This is a genomic window from Flavobacterium sp. RHBU_3 (genome assembly GCF_046613565.1).
Taxonomy (GTDB): Bacteria; Bacteroidota; Bacteroidia; order Flavobacteriales; family Flavobacteriaceae; genus Flavobacterium.
On sequence record NZ_JBKJHC010000008.1, the window covers coordinates 183958 to 204419 of the forward strand.

The following is a 20462-nucleotide window of genomic DNA, read 5'->3' on the forward strand; positions in this document are numbered from 1 at the left end:
GTTAGCGGTTTTTTTTGTTTGTATATGGTTGATAATAAAGATGCTTTTCGTGATTATCTTCTTAAGGAGAAAAATTATAGCCTGCTTACAGTTAGGGCTTATCTTGATGATGTTTGTGCTTTTGAGGCTTTTGTAAAAGAGGAAGAAAGTAATGCGCTGCTTGAAGAAGTGGTGTACGGGCAGGTGCGTGGGTGGATTATTCATTTGGTAGAGCAGCAAGGGGTGAGTAATCGGTCTGTAAACCGAAAAATATCTTCGCTTAAAGCTTTTTATAAGTTTCTGCTGAAAAGTAAACAAATAGCGGTAAGTCCGCTACAAAAGCACAAGGCGTTAAAAACCGAGAAAAAAGTCCAGGTTCCGTTCAATGAAAAAGAGATGCAGGATGTGGTTGCTCTTGAAGAATATGCAGATGATTTTGAAGGGGTAAGAAATCGTCTTATAGTGGAGCTTTTTTATACAACCGGAATCCGGAGGGCGGAACTTATTGGTTTGAATGTAAATAGCTATGATGCTGCAAATGGTACTCTTAAAGTATTGGGTAAAAGGAATAAAGAACGGTTTGTACCGGTTCTGGCCTGTACCGCGGCTGTATTGCAGCAATACTTTGAAAAACGGGCAGGTTTAGAAGAAATTGTCAACCCTGAAATGTTAATACTGACGGATAAGGGTAAAAAAATCAACGAAACTTTTGTGTATAGGTTAATAAATCGTTACTTTAGTGTTGTCTCCGCTAAGGTGAAAAAGAGTCCGCATGTATTGCGGCATACCTTTGCCACCCACTTGTTAAATAACGGGGCCGATTTAAATTCAGTTAAGGAATTGTTAGGGCACGCAAGCCTGGCATCTACGCAAGTGTATACCCACAGTAGCCTCGCAGAGCTAAAGTCGGTATATAAAGATGCTCATCCGCGTAGCAATAATGGTTCCTGATTTGTTTAACCTAATTATTTTTTTATTATGAAAGTGAACGTTCATGCGGTTAACTTTACAGTTGACAGGAAGTTGGTAGGCTTTGTGCAAGACAGGCTTGATAAGCTTGAAAAGTACTATGACAGAGTGGTTTGTTCGGATGTTTTTTTTAAGGTAGACAATACAAATGCTAAGCTCAATAAGATTGCCGAAGTAAAAATAAGCGTACCGGGAGATGAGTTTGTTGTAAAGAAGCAATGTAAATCATTTGAGGAGGCGGTAGAGCTTGCGGCCGATTCTATGGAGCGTTTACTAATGAAAAGAAAGCAGAAAATCAGGGCTTATTCGTGATTTTAAATTTTTTTTAGAAAAAGTTTTGATTAAAAAATAATTTCTCTACATTTGCAGTCCGTTAGAAATAGCGGACTTTTTTATGGAAAGTTGCCGGTGTAGCTCAGCTGGCTAGAGCAGCTGATTTGTAATCAGCAGGTCGTGGGTTCGAGTCCCTCCATCGGCTCTGGTAACGTTCTTTTTTTGAAAGACTGAAAAGTAAAAACAAGGTTAGGGGAGATACTCAAGCGGCCAACGAGGACGGACTGTAAATCCGTTGGGAAACCTTCGCAGGTTCGAATCCTGCTCTCCCCACTAAAATTTATTTTGAATATTGAAAATTGAATTGTAGTTTTGCGCCGCGATTCACGGAAGCGATTTCAGGATAAGCAGACCGCCGGTGTAGCTCAGGGGTAGAGTGCTTCCTTGGTAAGGAAGAGGTCACGGGTTCAAATCCCGTCATTGGCTCAAGGTTTAAAAGAATTTGAACACTAATTATAAACTAAGATTAAATTATTAAATCATGGCAAAGATAAATTTTGACAGGTCGAAGCCGCACCTTAATATAGGTACTATCGGGCACGTTGACCACGGTAAAACTACTTTGACTGCTGCTATTACTAAAGTATTGTCAGATGCTGGTCTTTCTGAAGCTAAATCTTTCGATCAAATTGACAACGCTCCTGAAGAAAAAGAAAGGGGTATTACAATTAATACATCTCACGTAGAATATTCTACTCAAAACCGTCACTATGCTCACGTTGACTGTCCAGGTCACGCTGACTACGTTAAGAACATGGTTACTGGTGCTGCTCAGATGGACGGTGCTATCCTTGTAGTTGCTGCTACAGATGGTCCTATGCCACAAACTCGTGAGCACATCCTTCTTGGTCGTCAGGTAGGTGTGCCTCGTATCGTAGTATTCATGAACAAAGTGGATATGGTTGATGATGCTGAGCTTCTTGAGCTTGTTGAAATGGAAATCCGTGATCTACTTTCATTCTATCAGTATGATGGTGATAATGGTCCAGTTATCCAAGGTTCTGCTCTAGGTGCGCTTAACGGTGAGCCAAAATGGGTTGATACTGTAATGCAACTTATGAATGCAGTTGATGAGTGGATCGAACTTCCAGTTCGTGACGTTGAGAAGCCATTCCTTATGCCTGTTGAAGATGTATTCACTATCACTGGTCGTGGTACTGTTGCTACAGGTCGTATCGAAACTGGTGTTGCTAACACGGGTGATCCGGTTGAAATCATTGGTATGGGTGCTGAAAAACTTACATCTACTATTACAGGTGTTGAGATGTTCCGTAAAATCCTTGACCGTGGTGAAGCTGGTGATAACGTAGGTCTTCTACTTCGTGGTATTGATAAAGCTGATATCCGTCGTGGTATGGTTATTATCAAGCCAGGGTCTGTTAAGCCACACGCTCACTTCAAAGCTGAGGTTTATATCCTTAAGAAAGAAGAAGGTGGACGTCACACTCCATTTCATAATAACTACCGTCCTCAGTTCTATGTACGTACAACTGACGTAACTGGTACAATTTCTCTACCTGCAGGTGTTGAGATGGTTATGCCTGGTGATAACCTTACTATCGAGGTTCAACTACTTAGCCCAATCGCACTAAGCATAGGTCTACGTTTCGCTATCCGTGAGGGTGGTCGTACAGTAGGTGCTGGTCAGGTAACTGAAATACTAGACTAATTATAGTTTAAATATAGAAAGCCGGCCGGTGCTTTTGTACCGGCCGGTTTTTAATCAAACGGGTGTAGTTCAAGGGTAGAATAGCGGTCTCCAAAACCGTTGATGGGGGTTCGAATCCCTCCACCCGTGCAGAAGCATAAAAGATATAATATGAAAGTAACTAACTATATATCGGAGGCATTTACAGAGCTTAAAGAGAATGTATCGTGGCCTGAGTGGGCAGAGGTACAGCGCCTTACTATTATTGTAGCTGTATTTTCGCTACTGTTTGCCCTGATTACTTTCGGTGTAGACAAAGGCTTTGAGGCTATCATGGCTAAGTTGTATGCTTTCTTAAAAAACTAATTTTATTGCGATGACTGATAACAGTGTCAAAAAGTGGTATGTGGTTAGAGCGGTAAGCGGTCAGGAAAATAAAGTTAAAAACTACATAGAAACAGAAATAAGTAAAGCCGGCCTTTCTGATTACGTATCTCAGGTACTGGTGCCAACTGAAAAAGTTGTACAAGTACGTGATGGTAAAAAAATCAGCAAAGACAGGGTTTACTTTCCTGGTTATGTAATGCTTGAGGCTAACCTAACCGGCGAAGTGCCTCACATAATAAAATCTATCACCGGTGTTATTGGTTTTCTTGGAGAAACCAAAGGCGGTGATGCTGTGCCTTTAAGGCTTGCTGAAGTAAACAGGATGTTAGGTAAGGTGGATGAGCTTGCAGTGAAAACTGACAACGGAAACATACCTTATGCTGTGGGTGAAACAGTAAAAGTAATCGACGGACCTTTCAATGGCTTTAACGGCACGGTTGAAAAGGTTAACGAAGAAAAGCGTAAGCTTGAAGTGATGGTGAAAATCTTCGGAAGGAAGACGCCGCTTGAACTTAGCTTTATGCAGGTTGAAAAAGTATAATTATTCAATTATTTATAAATCACATCCTCGCTTCCAATTGAAGATGTGCTAAATCTTTTTTAAAGAAATGGCTAAAGAAATTAGTAAAGTAGTTAAACTACAAGTTAAGGGAGGTGCTGCGAATCCGTCGCCACCGGTTGGACCTGCTTTGGGAGCTGCTGGCGTTAACATCATGGAGTTCTGTAAGCAGTTTAATGCTAGGACTCAGGATAAGCCAGGCAAAGTATTACCGGTACAAATTACCGTGTACAAAGACAAGTCGTTCGATTTCGTTGTTAAAACGCCGCCGGCGGCTATCCAGCTTCTTGAGGTTACTAAACTAAAAGGAGGTTCAGGGCAGCCTAACCGTAAGAAGGTAGCAAGCGTTACCTGGGATCAAATCAGGACTATTGCAGAAGACAAAATGCCGGATCTTAACGCTTTCACAATTGAGAAAGCTATGAGCATGGTAGCAGGTACTGCAAGGTCTATGGGTATAACAGTAACAGGCGCAGCTCCTTTTTAATCGTTAAAGACAAGAAAGAATGGCAAAATTGACAAAAAAACAGAAAGAAGCTGCTGCTAAAATCGAAAAAGGTAAGCTATACTCTCTTAAAGATGCATCTGCTCTTATAAAGACTGTAGCCTCTGCTAAATTTGATGAGTCAGTAGATATCGCAGTACGCCTTGGTGTAGACCCGCGTAAAGCAAACCAAATGGTAAGGGGTGTTGTATCTCTTCCTCATGGTACAGGTAAAGATGTAAGGGTTCTTGCTCTTGTAACTCCTGATAAAGAGGCTGAAGCTAAAGCTGCCGGTGCAGACTTTGTAGGTCTTGATGAGTATCTTCAAAAAATCAAAGACGGCTGGACTGATGTTGATGTTATCATCACTGTTCCTGCTGTTATGGGTAAGCTAGGTCCTCTAGGTAGGATTCTTGGTCCTCGTGGCCTTATGCCAAACCCTAAGACTGGTACTGTAACTATGGAAGTAGGTAAAGCGGTTCAGGAAGTAAAAGCTGGTAAAATCGACTTTAAAGTTGACAAAACAGGTATCGTTCACGCTGGTATCGGAAAAGTATCTTTTGATGCTGACAAGATCGCAGAGAACGCTCACGAGATTATCCAAACATTAATTAAACTAAAACCAGTTGCGGCTAAAGGTACTTACATAAAAGGTATCCACCTTTCTAGCACTCAGAGCCCGGCTATTGCTTTAGATCCTAAAGCGGTATAATTGGTAGTTAAAAAGTTTTTACCATGAAAAAAGAACAAAAATCAAGCGTAATTCAAGACTTAACTGCTCAGTTAACCGAAGCTAACGTAGTATACGTGGCAGATATCTCTGGTCTTGATGCAGCTACTACTTCAGATCTTAGGAGGGCTTGTTTTAAAGCCGGTATAAAGCTTGAGGTAGTTAAAAATACCCTGCTTGAAAAAGCAATGGAAATCGCTGAAAATGACTACAGCGAACTTCCTACAATACTAAAAGGTAACACTGCAATACTTATATCTGATAACGGTAATGCTCCTGCAAAAGTAATTAAGGAATTCCGTAAAAAATCAGACAAGCCTGTACTTAAAGGTGCTTATATACACGAAGCAGTATTTATTGGTGACAACCAGCTTGATGCTCTTGTTGCTCTTAAATCTAAAGAAGAAGTTATCGGCGAAATCATCGGCCTACTTCAATCTCCTGCTAAAAACGTTGTTAGCGCACTTAAATCAGGTGGTGGCAAAATTGCAGGTATCCTTAAAACACTTTCTGAAAAAGAAGGTTAATCGCAGAACGCACATAATAAATTATATTTTACAAACTGTTTAAAACGATAGAAAAAATGGCAGATCTTAAACAATTCGCTGAACAACTAGTTAACCTAACTGTTAAAGAAGTTAACGAACTAGCTAACATACTTAAAGAAGAGTACGGTATTGAGCCTGCTGCTGCTGCTGTAGCTGTAGCTGCTGGTCCTGCTGCTGATGCTCCGGCTGCTGCTGAGCAAACAGAATTCACTGTAGTTCTTAAAGATGCTGGTGCTTCTAAACTAGCTGTAGTTAAAGCTGTAAAAGAACTTACTGGCCTAGGTCTTAAAGAAGCTAAAGACCTTGTAGACGGTGTTCCTGCTAACGTAAAAGAGGCTGTTTCTAAAGATGAGGCTGAAGGCCTTAAGAAAGCCCTTGAGGAAGCTGGTGCAGTAGTTGAGCTTAAATAAGCGTACGGCATATAAAACCTAAGGTTTAGGCCTTGAGAGGAATCTCAATGGCCTAAACCATTTTTCGTATAATAAACTTTTATACGGCCTTATTACTTTACTTTAATATAAATTTTGTCCATTGATGATAACAAATCAGACTGAAAGAATAAGCTTTGCTTCGACAAAAAATATCCCGAGCTACCCGGATTTCCTTGACATCCAGATAAAATCGTTCAGGGATTTCTTCCAGCTTGAAACCAAGTCGGATGAAAGGGGCAATGAAGGTCTTTATAACACCTTCATGGAAAACTTTCCGATCACTGATACCCGCAATCAGTTTGTACTGGAGTTCCTTGATTATTTTGTAGACCCACCAAGGTACTCAATCGAGGAGTGTATAGACAGGGGACTTACATATAGCGTGCCTCTAAAAGCCCGCCTTAAACTGTACTGTACTGACCCCGAACATGAAGATTTTGAAACGATTGTACAAGACGTGTACCTGGGTACTATCCCGTACATGACTCCAAGTGGTACTTTTGTTATCAACGGCGCCGAGCGCGTTGTAGTATCTCAGCTACACAGGTCGCCGGGCGTATTCTTTGGCCAGTCGTTCCACGCAAACGGAACAAAATTATATTCTGCCAGGGTAATTCCTTTTAAAGGTTCTTGGATAGAATTTGCTACAGACATTAACAATGTTATGTACGCGTATATTGACCGTAAGAAAAAACTTCCGGTTACTACTCTTTTCCGTGCTATAGGTTTTGAGAGGGATAAGGATATCCTTGAAATCTTTGACCTTGCGGAAGAAATTAAAGTGTCTAAAAGCAGCCTTAAAAAATATATCGGCCGCAGGCTTGCTGCGCGTGTACTTAACACGTGGCATGAAGACTTTGTGGACGAGGATACAGGCGAAGTGGTATCTATTGAGCGTAACGAGATCATCCTTGACCGTGACACCCTTCTTGATAAGGACAACGTAGAGGAAATCATCGAAGCTAACGTTAAGTCTATCCTTCTACACAAGGAAGACAACAACCAGGCTGATTACGCTATTATCCACAACACGCTTCAAAAAGACCCTACAAACTCAGAAAAAGAAGCTGTAGAGCACATTTATCGTCAGCTGCGTAACGCAGAACCACCTGATGAGGAAACGGCTCGTGGCATTATAGATAAACTGTTCTTCTCAGACCAACGTTACAATCTTGGTGATGTAGGTCGTTACAGGATGAACAAAAAACTTAACCTTGACATCCCTATGGATAAGCAGGTGCTTACCAAAGAGGATATCATTACAATAGTTAAGTACCTTATAGAGCTTATTAACTCTAAAGCTGAGATTGATGATATTGACCACCTTTCTAACCGTCGTGTACGTACGGTAGGTGAGCAGCTTTCGGCACAGTTTGGCGTAGGTCTTGCCCGTATGGCACGTACCATCCGCGAGCGTATGAACGTAAGGGATAACGAGGTATTTACCCCGATAGACCTTATCAATGCCAAAACACTTTCATCGGTTATCAATTCATTCTTTGGTACTAACCAGCTTTCTCAGTTCATGGACCAGACTAACCCTCTGGCTGAGATTACCCACAAGCGTAGGCTTTCTGCACTAGGTCCGGGTGGTCTTTCTAGGGAAAGGGCAGGTTTCGAGGTTCGAGACGTTCACTATACACACTATGGCCGTCTTTGTCCTATTGAAACTCCTGAAGGTCCGAACATTGGTCTTATCTCTTCACTTGGTGTATATGCCAAGGTAAACGGAATGGGCTTCATTGAAACTCCGTACCGTAAGGTTGTAGATGGTAAAGTAGACCTGGAAACAGAACCTATTTACCTAAGCGCTGAAGAAGAGGAAGGCAAACTTATAGCTCAGGCCAACATAGGTATGGATGCTACAGGTGTTGTTACAGATGAAAAAGTTATTGCCCGTGAGGAAGGTGACTTCCCGGTAGTAGACCCGTCTGCAGTACACTATACTGACGTAGCTCCTAACCAGATTGCCTCTATATCGGCTTCATTGATTCCGTTCCTTGAGCACGATGACGCGAACCGTGCGTTGATGGGTTCGAACATGATGCGCCAGGCCGTACCATTGTTACGTCCTGATTCTCCGATTGTAGGTACCGGTCTTGAGCGCCAGGTAGCTTCAGATTCTCGTGTACTAATAAACGCCGAAGGCCATGGTACTGTAGAGTATGTAGATGCTGATAAGATTACTATTAAGTATGACCGTACAGACCGAGAAAGAAGCGTAAGCTTTGATCCGGACGAAAAAACATATTTCCTTATCAAGTTCCGTAAAACGAACCAGAGTACCAGCATTAACCTTAAACCTATCGTTCGTAAGGGTGACAGGGTAGTTCCTGGTCAGGTACTGTGCGAGGGTTATGCTACACAAAATGGTGAGCTAGCTCTTGGTCGTAACCTTCTTGTGGCGTTCATGCCATGGAAAGGGTATAACTTCGAGGATGCTATCGTAATCTCTGAAAAAGTAGTTCGTGATGATATCTTCACGTCTATCCACGTAGATGATTACTCTCTTGAAGTAAGGGATACTAAACTGGGTAACGAAGAACTTACCAATGATATACCAAACGTATCTGAAGAGGCTACTAAAGACCTTGATGAGAACGGTATGATTAGGATTGGTGCCGAGGTTAAGCCTGGCGATATCCTTATTGGTAAAATTACCCCTAAAGGTGAATCAGACCCTACGCCGGAAGAAAAACTACTTCGCGCCATTTTTGGTGACAAGGCAGGTGATGTTAAAGATGCTTCACTAAAAGCGTCTCCGTCACTTCACGGTGTGGTTCTTGATAAGAAACTATTTGCACGTGCTGTAAAAGACAAGCGCAAGCGTACTAAAGATAAAGACGATCTTACCAAGCTTGAAATGGACTTTGAAGTGAAGTTCAACGAGCTTAAAGACAGGCTTATCGAAAAACTGTTTGAGATTGTAAATGGTAAAACATCTCAGGGTGTAATGAACGACCTTGGCGAAGAAGTGCTTCCAAAAGGTAAGAAGTTTACCCAAAAGATGCTATATGCTGTAGAAGATTTTGCTCACCTTACAAAAGGCCAGTGGACTACCGATGAGGAGACCAACGCGATGGTGAACGACCTTGTACACAATTATAAGATTAAGCTAAACGACCTTCAGGGTGCGCTAAGGAGAGAGAAATTCACTATTACTGTGGGTGACGAACTTCCAAGTGGTATCCTTAAGCTTGCTAAAGTTTACATTGCTAAGAAACGTAAGCTGAAAGTGGGTGATAAAATGGCGGGTCGTCACGGTAACAAAGGTATCGTATCAAGGATAGTGCGTGCAGAAGATATGCCATTCCTTGCAGACGGTACTCCGGTAGACATCGTTCTTAACCCGTTGGGTGTACCTTCGCGTATGAACATCGGTCAGATCTATGAAACCGTACTTGGATGGGCTGGTCTTAAACTGGGCAAGAAATTTGCAACGCCAATTTTTGACGGTGCTTCGCTTGACCAGATCAATGCTCTTACTGATGAGGCAGGAATACCACGCTTTGGCCATACGTACCTGTACGATGGTGGTACCGGAGACCGTTTCCACCAGCCGGCAACCGTAGGTGTTATCTACATGCTGAAACTGGGCCACATGGTTGATGATAAGATGCACGCGCGTTCTATCGGTCCATACTCGCTTATTACGCAACAGCCACTTGGTGGTAAGGCACAGTTTGGTGGCCAGCGTTTTGGTGAGATGGAGGTGTGGGCTCTTGAAGCCTACGGCGCATCGAGCACACTAAGGGAGATATTGACTGTTAAATCGGATGACGTTATAGGTAGGGCTAAAACTTACGAATCTATCGTTAAGGGTGAAACCATGCCGGAACCGGGCTTACCAGAATCGTTCAACGTATTGATGCACGAACTGAAAGGTCTTGGTCTAGACATCAGATTAGAAGAATAAAACCACACGGCAGTGGTGCTGCGGCGCCACTGCTTTTCCATACTTTTTTATAAATTGGCAGATTACATATCATGACAAAATTAAAAGATAAGAATACCGTAAAAAGGTTTAACAAAATTTCGATAGGCCTTGCGTCTCCGGAGTCTATCCTGGCAGAATCAAGGGGTGAGGTACTAAAGCCTGAAACCATAAACTATCGTACGCACAAACCGGAAAGGGACGGCCTTTTCTGCGAGCGTATCTTTGGTCCAGTAAAAGACTTTGAATGTGCTTGTGGTAAGTACAAAAGGATACGTTATAAAGGTATTGTTTGTGACCGATGCGGTGTGGAAGTGACCGAGAAAAAAGTACGTCGTGACAGGGTGGGCCACATTAACCTTGTGGTGCCTATTGCGCACATATGGTATTTCCGTTCATTGCCAAACAAAATAGGCTACCTTCTTGGCCTTCCGTCTAAAAAGCTGGACATGATCATATACTACGAAAGGTATGTGGTTATTCAGCCGGGTATTGCTAAAAATACAGACGGTACTACAATACATGAACTTGATTTCCTTACTGAAGAGGAATATATAAACATAGCCGATACGCTACCTGTAGACAACCAGTACCTTGACGATACAGACCCTAACAAGTTTATCGCTAAAATGGGTGCCGAGTGTATTATGGACCTGCTTGCCAGGATAGACCTTGATGCATTGTCTTATCAGCTGCGCCACAGCGCTAACAGCGAAACTTCTAAACAACGTAAAACTGAAGCCCTTAAAAGGCTACAGGTTGTAGAGTCGTTCCGTGAGAGTAACCTAAACAGGGAAAACCGCCCTGAGTGGATGATACTTAAAGTTATCCCGGTTATCCCACCAGAGCTTCGTCCGCTTGTGCCACTTGATGGTGGTCGTTTCGCTACGTCTGACCTTAACGACCTTTACCGCAGGGTTATTATCCGTAACAACCGTCTGAAAAGGCTAATGGAAATTAAGGCACCTGAGGTAATCCTTCGTAACGAGAAGCGTATGCTACAAGAATCTGTAGATTCACTTTTCGATAACACAAGGAAAGCTTCTGCTGTTAAAACAGAAAGTAACAGGCCGCTAAAATCGCTTTCAGATTCACTTAAAGGTAAACAAGGACGTTTCCGCCAGAACCTACTTGGTAAGCGTGTTGACTATTCAGCGCGTTCGGTAATCGTCGTTGGACCTGAAATGAAACTGTACGAGTGTGGTCTTCCTAAAGATATGGCTGCCGAGCTGTACAAACCGTTTGTTATCCGTAAGCTTATAGAGCGTGGTATCGTAAAAACGGTTAAATCGGCTAAGAAAATCATCGACAAAAAAGAGCCGGTGGTATGGGATATCCTTGAAAACGTAATTAAAGGACACCCGGTACTACTAAACCGTGCTCCTACGCTTCACAGGCTTGGTATCCAGGCGTTCCAGCCGATGCTTATAGAAGGTAAGGCTATCCGTCTTCACCCGCTTGTATGTACGGCGTTTAACGCTGACTTTGACGGTGACCAGATGGCGGTTCACTTACCACTAGGCCCAGAGGCTATCCTTGAAGCACAGCTGTTGATGCTTGCATCGCACAACATACTTAACCCGGCTAACGGTGCTCCTATCACTGTACCTTCTCAGGACATGGTACTTGGTCTTTACTATATGACCAAAGAGCGCCTTTCTACCGATACCCTTACTATAAAAGGGCAAGGACTTACGTTCTACTCGGCAGAAGAGGTTAACATTGCAATAAACGAAGACAGGTTAGATCTTAACGCACGTGTAAAAATACGCGCTAAAGATTTTAACGATAAAGGTGAACTTGTTTACCAAATTATACAAACAACTGCAGGTAGGGTACTATTTAACGAAGTGGTACCAGAGGCAGCAGGCTACATTAACGAAATTCTTACTAAAAAGTCGCTTAGGGACATTATCGGTAGGATTCTTAATGCTACTGACGTACCTACAACTGCAGCGTTCCTTGACAACATGAAAGACATGGGTTACCGTTTCGCATTCCGCGGAGGTCTGTCGTTCAGTTTAGGTGATATTATCATTCCTCCACGTAAGGAAGAACTTATTGCTGAAGCTAACGAACAGGTTGAAGGTATTACCATGAACTATAACATGGGTCTTATCACCAACAACGAGCGTTACAACCAGGTGATTGACGTATGGACCTCTACTAACGCCATGCTTACTGAGCTGGCCATGAAAAACATCCGCGAAGACCAACAAGGTTTCAACTCGGTGTTCATGATGCTTGACTCGGGTGCGAGGGGTAGTAAAGAGCAGATTCGTCAGCTAACCGGTATGCGTGGTCTAATGGCTAAGCCTAAAAAATCAACTGCTGGTGGTGGTGAGATTATTGAAAACCCGATTCTTTCTAACTTTAAGGAAGGTCTTTCGATTCTTGAGTACTTCATTTCTACGCACGGTGCCCGTAAGGGTCTTGCGGATACGGCTCTTAAAACGGCCGATGCCGGTTACCTTACACGTAGGCTTCACGACGTAGCGCAGGATGTTATCGTTAACTCGGTAGACTGTGGTACACTGCGTGGTATAGAAGTTACTGCACTTAAGAAGAACGAAGAGATTGTAGAAAGCCTTGGTGAAAGGATTCTTGGCCGTGTGGCGCTTCAGGATGTGGTAAACCCACTAACCAGCGAAGTGCTTGTAGCAGCCGGTGTACAAATTACCGAAGCGGAAATGAGGCTTATTAGCGCTGCTCCTATAGACAGCGTAGAAGTACGTTCGCCGCTAACCTGTGAGGCTAAAAAAGGTATTTGTGCTAAATGTTACGGTCGTAACCTTGCAACTGCCAAAATGACTCAGAAGGGTGAAGCTGTAGGTGTAATTGCTGCTCAGTCTATTGGTGAGCCGGGTACACAGCTTACACTACGTACATTCCACGTTGGTGGTGTTGCGGGTGGTATCTCTGAAGAATCAAGCATTGTGGCTCGTTTTGCAGGTCGTCTTGAAATAGAAGACCTTAAAACAGTTGAAGGTACAGATAACGATGGTAACGCAATTGATATTGTAATTTCTCGTTCAACTGAGCTTAAACTTGTAGATGTAAATACCGGAATAGTGCTTAATACGCACAACATTCCTTACGGTAGTAGCATTTCTGTAAAAGATGGCCAGGTTGTAGATAAAGGTGATGTAATCTGTAAGTGGGACCCGTATAACGGTGTTATTATCTCTGAGTTTACCGGTAAAGTAGCTTATGAGGACATCGAGCAGGGCCAGTCGTTCATCGTAGAGATTGACGAACAAACAGGCTTCCAGGAGAAAGTAATCTCTGAAGCGCGTAACAAGAAGCTTATCCCTACGCTACTTATATATGGTAACGATGGCGAGCTTATCCGTTCGTACAACCTACCGGTGGGTGCCCACCTTATGGTAGACAACGGTGAGAAGATTAAAGCAGGTAAGATCCTTGTGAAGATTCCAAGGCGTTCGTCTAAAGCGGGCGATATTACGGGTGGTCTTCCACGTATTACTGAGCTTCTTGAAGCACGTAACCCATCTAACCCGGCTGTGGTTTCTGAGATAGACGGTGTAGTTTCATTCGGTAAAATCAAGAGGGGTAACCGCGAGATTGTTATTGAGTCGAAATTCGGTGAAATCAAGAAATATCTTGTAAAACTGTCTAACCAGATCCTTGTACAGGAGAACGACTTTGTACGTGCAGGTATGCCGCTTTCAGACGGTGCTATAACTCCGGAAGATATCCTTAGGATTCAGGGACCAAGTGCTGTACAACAGTACCTTGTAAACGAAATTCAGGAAGTATACCGTCTTCAGGGTGTAAAAATCAACGATAAGCACTTTGAGGTTGTAATCCGCCAGATGATGCGTAAGGTACAAATCCAGGATCCGGGAGATACCCTGTTCCTAGAAGATCAGCTTGCACACACGTCTGACTTTATTGAAGAAAACGACAAACTATACGGTATGAAGGTAGTTGAGGACGCAGGCGATTCTCAAAACCTGAAAGCCGGGCAAATAGTGACACCACGTCAGCTACGCGATGAGAACTCTATTCTTAAGCGTAACGACCAAAACCTTGTGGTAGCACGCGATGTAGTTCCGGCAACGGCTACTCCGGTACTTCAGGGTATTACGAGGGCGTCACTACAAACTAAGTCGTTTATCTCTGCTGCATCGTTCCAGGAAACTACAAAAGTACTAAACGAGGCTGCAGTAGCCGGTAAGGTAGACTTCCTTGAAGGCCTTAAAGAGAACGTAATCGTGGGTCACCGCATCCCTGCAGGTACAGGTATGAGGGACTATGATAACACTATCGTAGGTTCTAAAGAAGAGTACAACGACCTGTTAACTCCGCGTGAGGAATATAATTATTAATTATGAGCGAGCAAAAACCGCAACAGGGGCAGATAAGCATAGAGCTTGATGAAAAAACAGCCGAGGGTACCTACAGTAACCTGGCCATCATCAACCACTCGCCGAGCGAATTTATAGTAGATTTTATCACTATAATGCCGGGTGTGCCAAAAGCCAAGGTGAAATCACGTATAGTGCTTACACCGCAGCATGCCAAAAGGCTGCTAAAGGCCCTTGCCGAGAACATACACCGCTATGAGAGTGCCCACGGCATTATCAGCGAAACAGACCAGCCGCAGCTGCCGTTAACATTCGGCCCAGCAGGCCAGGCCTAGTAAAGCAAAACCCCTTCAGCGATGAAGGGGTTTTTTGTTTTTTGTGGGTTAGGGCAGGTGGTAACGCGTTTGGTTTCCATTACCTGATGTTGTGAATAGTTCCAACTCAATACCTTTTTTTAAATCGCGGCTTGCTGTAGCTGACGAAATGTCCTTAAATGTATTCATATAGTCCTTTCGGGTAAAGACTTTCATACCACTTTGTATAAAGTACTGTAGCCGTTCGGTATCAGTTAGCGTCCTGTTATTGTATCGTAACAGTCCGGCCAGGGAGTCATTGATTACCCCTAGCATATATGTTATAAAAGCTGTTGATTTGCCCGATTTGTCGCTAATAGAAAGTGCATCATAATATTCCGCTTGGGTTTTGCTGATGAGTGTTTCAAAAGGCAGGTGGCCAAAAACAGGGTACTCTTCCATTAAAATCACGGTTTGCCACAACCTGCCCATACGTCCGTTGCCGTCCATAAACGGGTGGATGAACTCCATTTCGTAGTGGAATACACAGCTTTTTATGAGTGTTAGTTCCCGTTTATCTTTCAGGTAGGCAAACAGGTCTTTCATTAAATAAATAACATTACCGGCAGGGGGTGCCAGATGGGCAATCTGCGAACCTTTTACGATGCCAACTCCACGGTTTCGGTAACTTCCCGGTTTTTCTACGAGCCCTTCCATAAGCATCTTGTGTGCCTTCAGGAAATCCTTTTCAGAAGTAGCCTTAAATTTTTCCAGCCTATCGTATACCGCTATGGCATTCAGCACCTCTTTAATATCTTTTTCAGGGCCCAGCACCCGTTTGTTTTCCACAAGTGCTGTTATCTGTTCTTCAGAAAGTGTATTCCCTTCAATCTGTAACGATGAATGTATGGTCTTTATCTGGTTCTGCTTGCGAAGCTGTGGCGACTGTTTGTTAAGGTATAATGCATTAGCCTCCCCAATCTTTTGTGAAACTGAAGTTATAAGGTTTAATATTTCAGGCGTAATATCATACGGCGGCTTCATGATAGTATCATTTGATACTATCAAAGGTAGTCAATATTTAGTGATTTATGGGTTGGTGACATCATTTTATACTATCATTTCATGTCGGTATCAGTTTTCAAAATCCAGCCATAGATGCTTGTGGGCTGCTGATGAAATGTATCTGGATATCCTTTCTCTGCTTTTGTAGGTTCCATTTTTACATAAAGCCAGTCAATGCCATGTTCACTAAACCGGGCAAGAGCCTTACCTTTATGCCCTTTTGGGTAGGTTGCTATTTCATTTCCGTTTTCACTATATAGAGGATGTTCTGCTTTTAAGATATAGCCTTCCGGACGAAGGATAGTCGTTGCCGTTCTAACAGAAAATGGTATTTCCTTAGAAAACATCTTTTCAGGCTTCTGATAATAATTGATGTAACCTATGGTGTTTTTTAGAGTGAAAGCAGGTGTGTTGTTATTATAATCGATGGTATAGTTGTATTCTGCTACTTCAAATTCGGCACAACAACCCGGGTTATAAATAGTAAAGCTTATCAGTTTGCCGTTTTTTAGTACAGGCTTTTGTAGTATCTGTCGCTGTGTAAATACATTTACAAATCCATCGGGGGTTGTAAGGAAGAAATGTACGATACTCCCCTCTGATCCCGAAGGTCCGTAGTATATGATATCGTCCAGGGTATCGCCATTAAAATCTATAGTATACAGGTACTGCTTAAGTTTTTCGGGGGTATAGTTGTCATAAAACCTTGATTTCAATGAGTCTGAAGCGGCCACGAAATCATCCAGTAGTACCTCGTTTCGATTGCTTTCAATATGTTTCAGGGCAAGTGTATCAAGGGGCTCCCTGGCTATATCACGGTAGGGTTTACCTTTTTGCCAGTTAAAATATTTTTCAAGCGCTACTGAGTCGGGTTCTACATAGGTGAGAGAGTCTTTTTTGTAGATATGGCTTTCAGGTTTTTCCTTATGGCAGGAAATAATAGTTGTTGCAAGTAGTGCGAATAGCAGTGGTTTCATGATTTGTTTGAATTGTAATTCAGATAAGCAGACCCCGGGCTTTGGTTTTACAAGTAATCTATTAACAATTTAATATGGAATTGTGGAGTCCGTGCTCAAATATACAAAACATGCTCTTTCCCCATCCCGCAAAATTTCCGTACCTTTGGTTTCCTTTTTTAATAATACAGTAAATTCAAATGTCCGGTATCATCCAGCTCCTCCCAGACCATGTTGCAAACCAAATCGCCGCCGGTGAGGTGGTGCAGCGCCCCGCATCTGTGGTTAAGGAACTCATGGAGAATGCAGTAGACGCCGGTGCTACTGAAATTAAGCTCATAGTAAAAGACGCCGGAAAAACCCTTATACAGGTTATAGACAACGGCCGTGGCATGGGTGTTACCGATGCCCGCCTGTGCTTTGAGCGCCATGCCACCAGTAAAATCCGCCATGCTGAGGATTTATTTTCGTTGCATACTAAGGGTTTCCGAGGGGAGGCACTGGCATCAATAGCCGCTGTGGCCCACGTGGAGCTGAAAACCCGCCAGGAGCAGGACGAACTGGGTACCCACCTGGTTATAGAGGGGAGTAAATTTACCCACCAGGATGTGGCTGTATTGCCACGTGGCACATCATTTTCTATAAAGAATTTATTTTTTAACATACCCGCGCGCCGCAACTTCCTGAAAAGTGACACGGTGGAGTTCCGCCATATTGTAGACGATTTTGAACGCGTGGCCATGGCACATGCCAACATCAGTTTTATGCTGTACCATAACGGCAGCGAAATGTTTAACCTGCCTGCGGGCAACATGCGCCAGCGTATTGTGGGCGTTTTTGGCGGCAAGACCAATGAGAAGTTGGTTCCTGTAAACGAAACCACCGAAATAGTTACCATAAACGGCTTTGTAACCAAACCCGAGTTTGCCAAGAAAAACAGGGGCGAGCAGTTCTTTTTTGTAAACAACCGTTTTATAAAAAGCCCGTACCTGCATCATGCCGTTATGGCGGCTTATGAAGGCCTGCTGAAAGACGGTAGCCAGCCCGCGTACTACCTGTACCTTGATGTGCCGCCGCACAGCATAGATATAAACATTCACCCTACAAAAACCGAGATAAAGTTTGACGACGAGCACGCGCTCTATGCCATACTGCGCTCGGCAATAAAGCACAGCCTGGGCCAGTTTAACATTGCCCCGGTGCTGGATTTTGACCGCGATGCCAACCTTGATACCCCGTACGATTACGAAAGTAAATCGGCTACAATGCCTACGGTAGAGGTAGACCGTAACTATAACCCCTTTGCCGACGACAGTCCCGGTGGTGGGTTTAGTAGCTCATTTTCATCTTCGGGTGGTGGGCGCAGCCTTGGTGGTAGTGTGTCTTCTAAAGCTTCATCAGGCGGTTTCAGCATACCGTCGTTTAAAAAGGAAACACAGCCCAGCTGGGAAAGCCTGTATGTAGGTACCAGCCCGTCTAACGAGGAGATAGCCGAAATAAGCTTTGAGTCGGAAGAGGTAACGGGTTCGCTTTTTAACGATGCCGAGGTAGAGGATACCACCGTATACAAAACCTACCAGATACATAAAAAATACATCGTAAGCCCCATCCGTTCGGGTATGGTGATTATCGACCAGAAAAGGGCGCACCAACGTATACTATATGAGCAATTTTTGCGTAATATTACAGTACAACAGGCACCAAGCCAGCAGCTGTTGTTTCCGTTGGTGCTGTATTTTACGCCTGCCGAAATGGCGCTGGTAAAAGAGATGGAGCCTTCACTGGAAAGCACCGGCTTTGTATTTGCAGAAATGCACAGTGACCACATAGTGGTAAACGGCCTGCCGGTAAACGTAGCCGAAAGTGAGGTGTCTATTTTGCTGGAGGAAATGATAAACGACCTACAGCAGGAAGTGCCCGAAAACAGCTTTAGCCTTAGCGACCGCCTGGCCAAATCTATGGCACGGAGTTTGGCAGTAAAAACGGGTACGATGCTCACAGAAAAAGAGCAGGAAACCATGGTAAACAGTTTGTTTGCCTGCAAAGAGCCCGATGTTTCACCTTTTAATAAACCAACTTTCATCACCATGAGTGTGGAAGACTTAGATAAACGTTTTGCCCTATGATGAAGATGACCGATACTGTTAAGCAGTTGATCATTATTAATGTTATTGTGTTTTTATGCTCGCAGTTTGTACCGCAGGCTTATGAATATTTATCGCTGTATTTTCCGGCCAATCCTAACTTTAAGGTATGGCAGGTATTTACCAGCATGTTTATGCATGCTAAACTTGACAGCAGTGCAGGTATAACCCATATCCTGTTTAATATGATAACCCTTTGGATGTTCGGCAGCCCGCTGGAACATTTTTGGGGAGCCAAAAGGTTCGTTACATTCTACCTGCTGTGCGGGGTAGGGTCGGCAATTTTTTATATTGGTATTGATTATTACACTTTTTATAAAACACTAAACACTCTTACAGCATCAGGTTTTAGTCACGACCAGATATTAAGTGTGCTAAGTTCAAATCAGATTGATACCCGTTGGTATGATGTACTTGGTACAGATGGTGTGGCTAATCTTGCCATGAATTTTAACACAACTGCAGTAGGGGCATCAGGTGCTTTGTATGGCGTTATGGTGGCTTTTGCATTTATGTTCCCTGAGGTGGAAATGATGATGATATTTTTCCCCATTCCTATAAAAACAAAATGGTTTGTCCCCGGCCTTATAGCGTTTGACCTTATTATGGGACTACGTGGTAAGGCAGTAATAGGCCAAGGCGACGGTGTGGCGCATTTTGCCCACCTTGGTGGTGCTTTGGTAGGCTTTTTGCTAATGATGTACTGGAGGAACAAGCGCTTTAACCATACTCGCTGGAACTAATTTTTATGGGATTTATAGACGATATTAAAACGGAATACCGCATAGGAGGGATTGTGCAACGCCTTATCTTTTGGAATGTAGGGTTGTTTGCTATTCCTCTTATATTATTTAGCCTGCTTAGGCTTGGAGGTGTGCAATTACCTGGATTGGATTGGACTATTCCCGGTACGTCAAATTGGTTTAGTATTTCGTCAAATCCAGCCGATTTGTTATGGAAACCGTGGACATTAATTACCTATGCTTTTTTGCATGAGGGTTTCCTGCATTTGTTTTTTAATATGTTGTGGCTGTTCTTTGCAGGGAGGCTGTTCCTGACTTTTTTTACACAGAAACAATTTTTCGGGTTATATATACTATCAGCAATTTTTGCGGGGTTAATATTTATTGGCTCTTATCAGGTGATACCTATGCTAGTTGGTACTACTGTGTCTATGGTAGGAGCTTCCGCAGCTATTATGGCAGTACTTATAGCTACGGCTGTTTATGCACCGCAGTATGAGGTGAGGCTAATGCTTATAGGAACGGTGAGGTTATGGCATATAGCCGGAGTATTTATTGTTCTCGATTTAATTAACGTTTCTGTAGCTAATAGCGGTGGGCATATAGCACATTTATCAGGTGCACTGTTTGGTTTAATTTACATAAAGCTGCTGCAAAACGGCACCGACTTAAGTAAGGGTGTTTCGGCGGTAATCGACTTTTTTGCTAATTTGTTTAAGCCAAAAAAAGCAACGCCTTTTAAAAAGGTTCATAAAAACTCAACTCCGCCACGTGCTACTGCGCCTAAGGCACAGGATATGACCCAAAAACAAATAGACCATATACTGGATAAAATAAGCCAAAGCGGTTACGATAGCCTGACAAAAGAGGAAAAAGAGTTTTTGTTTAAAGTTGGTAAATAATCCGTAGATTTGGTTAACCGCACCCC

17 protein-coding genes and 4 tRNA genes are annotated in these 20462 nt (G+C 43.2%); 19 read left to right on the forward strand and 2 right to left on the reverse strand.

What is annotated here, in order from left to right:
• Positions 1–24 precede the first annotated feature (24 nt).
• The 16 genes from ACLI1A_RS12865 to ACLI1A_RS12940 all read left to right on the forward strand — a co-directional run bounded on the left by ACLI1A_RS12865 (position 25) and on the right by ACLI1A_RS12940 (position 14668).
• Entirely contained in the window at positions 25–930 is a 906-nt protein-coding gene (locus ACLI1A_RS12865) for a tyrosine-type recombinase/integrase (RefSeq protein WP_411409077.1), read from the forward strand.
• A gap of 27 nt (positions 931–957) precedes the next feature.
• Positions 958–1260, forward strand: coding sequence for a ribosome hibernation-promoting factor, HPF/YfiA family (gene hpf / locus ACLI1A_RS12870; protein WP_411409078.1), 303 nt, complete (start codon positions 958–960; stop codon positions 1258–1260).
• A 92-nt stretch (positions 1261–1352) separates the two neighbouring features.
• Positions 1353–1426, forward strand: a tRNA-Thr gene (locus ACLI1A_RS12875).
• A gap of 47 nt (positions 1427–1473) precedes the next feature.
• Positions 1474–1554: transfer RNA gene (locus ACLI1A_RS12880), tRNA-Tyr, on the forward strand.
• Positions 1555–1635: 81 nt separating this feature from the next.
• Positions 1636–1707 (forward strand) — tRNA-Thr (locus ACLI1A_RS12885).
• Positions 1708–1762: 55 nt separating this feature from the next.
• Positions 1763–2950: an elongation factor Tu gene (gene tuf, locus ACLI1A_RS12890; protein ID WP_411409079.1), complete on the forward strand. Its 1188-nt coding sequence runs from the start codon at positions 1763–1765 to the stop codon at positions 2948–2950.
• A gap of 58 nt (positions 2951–3008) precedes the next feature.
• Positions 3009–3079: transfer RNA gene (locus ACLI1A_RS12895), tRNA-Trp, on the forward strand.
• 21 nt (positions 3080–3100) lie between these two features.
• Positions 3101–3295 carry a preprotein translocase subunit SecE gene (secE, locus tag ACLI1A_RS12900; RefSeq protein WP_411409080.1) on the forward strand — a complete coding sequence of 65 codons (195 nt, stop codon included), beginning with the start codon at positions 3101–3103 and terminating at the stop codon, positions 3293–3295.
• A gap of 10 nt (positions 3296–3305) precedes the next feature.
• On the forward strand, positions 3306–3857 hold the full coding sequence (gene nusG, locus ACLI1A_RS12905) for a transcription termination/antitermination protein NusG (protein ID WP_411409081.1): 552 nt from the start codon (positions 3306–3308) through the stop codon (positions 3855–3857).
• A 67-nt stretch (positions 3858–3924) separates the two neighbouring features.
• Positions 3925–4362 (forward strand): 50S ribosomal protein L11, encoded by a 438-nt coding sequence (rplK, locus tag ACLI1A_RS12910; protein WP_411409082.1) that lies wholly within the window; start codon positions 3925–3927, stop codon positions 4360–4362.
• 19 nt (positions 4363–4381) lie between these two features.
• Positions 4382–5071 (forward strand): 50S ribosomal protein L1, encoded by a 690-nt coding sequence (rplA, locus tag ACLI1A_RS12915; protein WP_411409083.1) that lies wholly within the window; start codon positions 4382–4384, stop codon positions 5069–5071.
• Between the two features lie 23 nt (positions 5072–5094).
• Complete coding sequence (rplJ, locus tag ACLI1A_RS12920; protein ID WP_411409084.1) at positions 5095–5616, forward strand: 50S ribosomal protein L10; 522 nt, start codon at positions 5095–5097, stop codon at positions 5614–5616.
• A 56-nt stretch (positions 5617–5672) separates the two neighbouring features.
• Entirely contained in the window at positions 5673–6047 is a 375-nt protein-coding gene (gene rplL / locus ACLI1A_RS12925) for a 50S ribosomal protein L7/L12 (RefSeq protein WP_411409085.1), read from the forward strand.
• Positions 6048–6171: 124 nt separating this feature from the next.
• On the forward strand, positions 6172–9984 hold the full coding sequence (rpoB, locus tag ACLI1A_RS12930; protein WP_411409086.1) for a DNA-directed RNA polymerase subunit beta: 3813 nt from the start codon (positions 6172–6174) through the stop codon (positions 9982–9984).
• Positions 9985–10055: 71 nt separating this feature from the next.
• Complete coding sequence (gene rpoC, locus ACLI1A_RS12935) at positions 10056–14354, forward strand: DNA-directed RNA polymerase subunit beta' (RefSeq protein WP_411409087.1); 4299 nt, start codon at positions 10056–10058, stop codon at positions 14352–14354.
• 2 nt (positions 14355–14356) lie between these two features.
• Complete coding sequence (locus tag ACLI1A_RS12940; RefSeq protein WP_411409088.1) at positions 14357–14668, forward strand: DUF3467 domain-containing protein; 312 nt, start codon at positions 14357–14359, stop codon at positions 14666–14668.
• Between the two features lie 48 nt (positions 14669–14716).
• Here the strand turns inward: ACLI1A_RS12940 and ACLI1A_RS12945 are convergent, their stop codons facing one another.
• Positions 14717–15670: a Fic family protein gene (locus ACLI1A_RS12945; protein WP_411409089.1), complete on the reverse strand. Its 954-nt coding sequence runs from the start codon at positions 15668–15670 to the stop codon at positions 14717–14719.
• A 74-nt stretch (positions 15671–15744) separates the two neighbouring features.
• Positions 15745–16668 carry a hypothetical protein gene (locus tag ACLI1A_RS12950; RefSeq protein WP_411409090.1) on the reverse strand — a complete coding sequence of 308 codons (924 nt, stop codon included), beginning with the start codon at positions 16666–16668 and terminating at the stop codon, positions 15745–15747.
• 179 nt (positions 16669–16847) lie between these two features.
• Between ACLI1A_RS12950 and mutL the strand changes: the two genes are divergently transcribed.
• From mutL to ACLI1A_RS12965, 3 genes are read left to right on the forward strand one after another with little or no spacing between them, the layout of a single operon-like run.
• Positions 16848–18773: a DNA mismatch repair endonuclease MutL gene (gene mutL, locus ACLI1A_RS12955; RefSeq protein ID WP_411409091.1), complete on the forward strand. Its 1926-nt coding sequence runs from the start codon at positions 16848–16850 to the stop codon at positions 18771–18773.
• On the forward strand, positions 18770–19534 hold the full coding sequence (locus ACLI1A_RS12960; protein WP_411409092.1) for a rhomboid family intramembrane serine protease: 765 nt from the start codon (positions 18770–18772) through the stop codon (positions 19532–19534). The genes mutL and ACLI1A_RS12960 overlap by 4 nt, the downstream gene beginning before the upstream one ends.
• A 5-nt stretch (positions 19535–19539) precedes the next feature.
• On the forward strand, positions 19540–20436 hold the full coding sequence (locus tag ACLI1A_RS12965; RefSeq protein ID WP_411409093.1) for a rhomboid family intramembrane serine protease: 897 nt from the start codon (positions 19540–19542) through the stop codon (positions 20434–20436).
• The last annotated feature ends 26 nt before the right edge of the window (positions 20437–20462 follow it).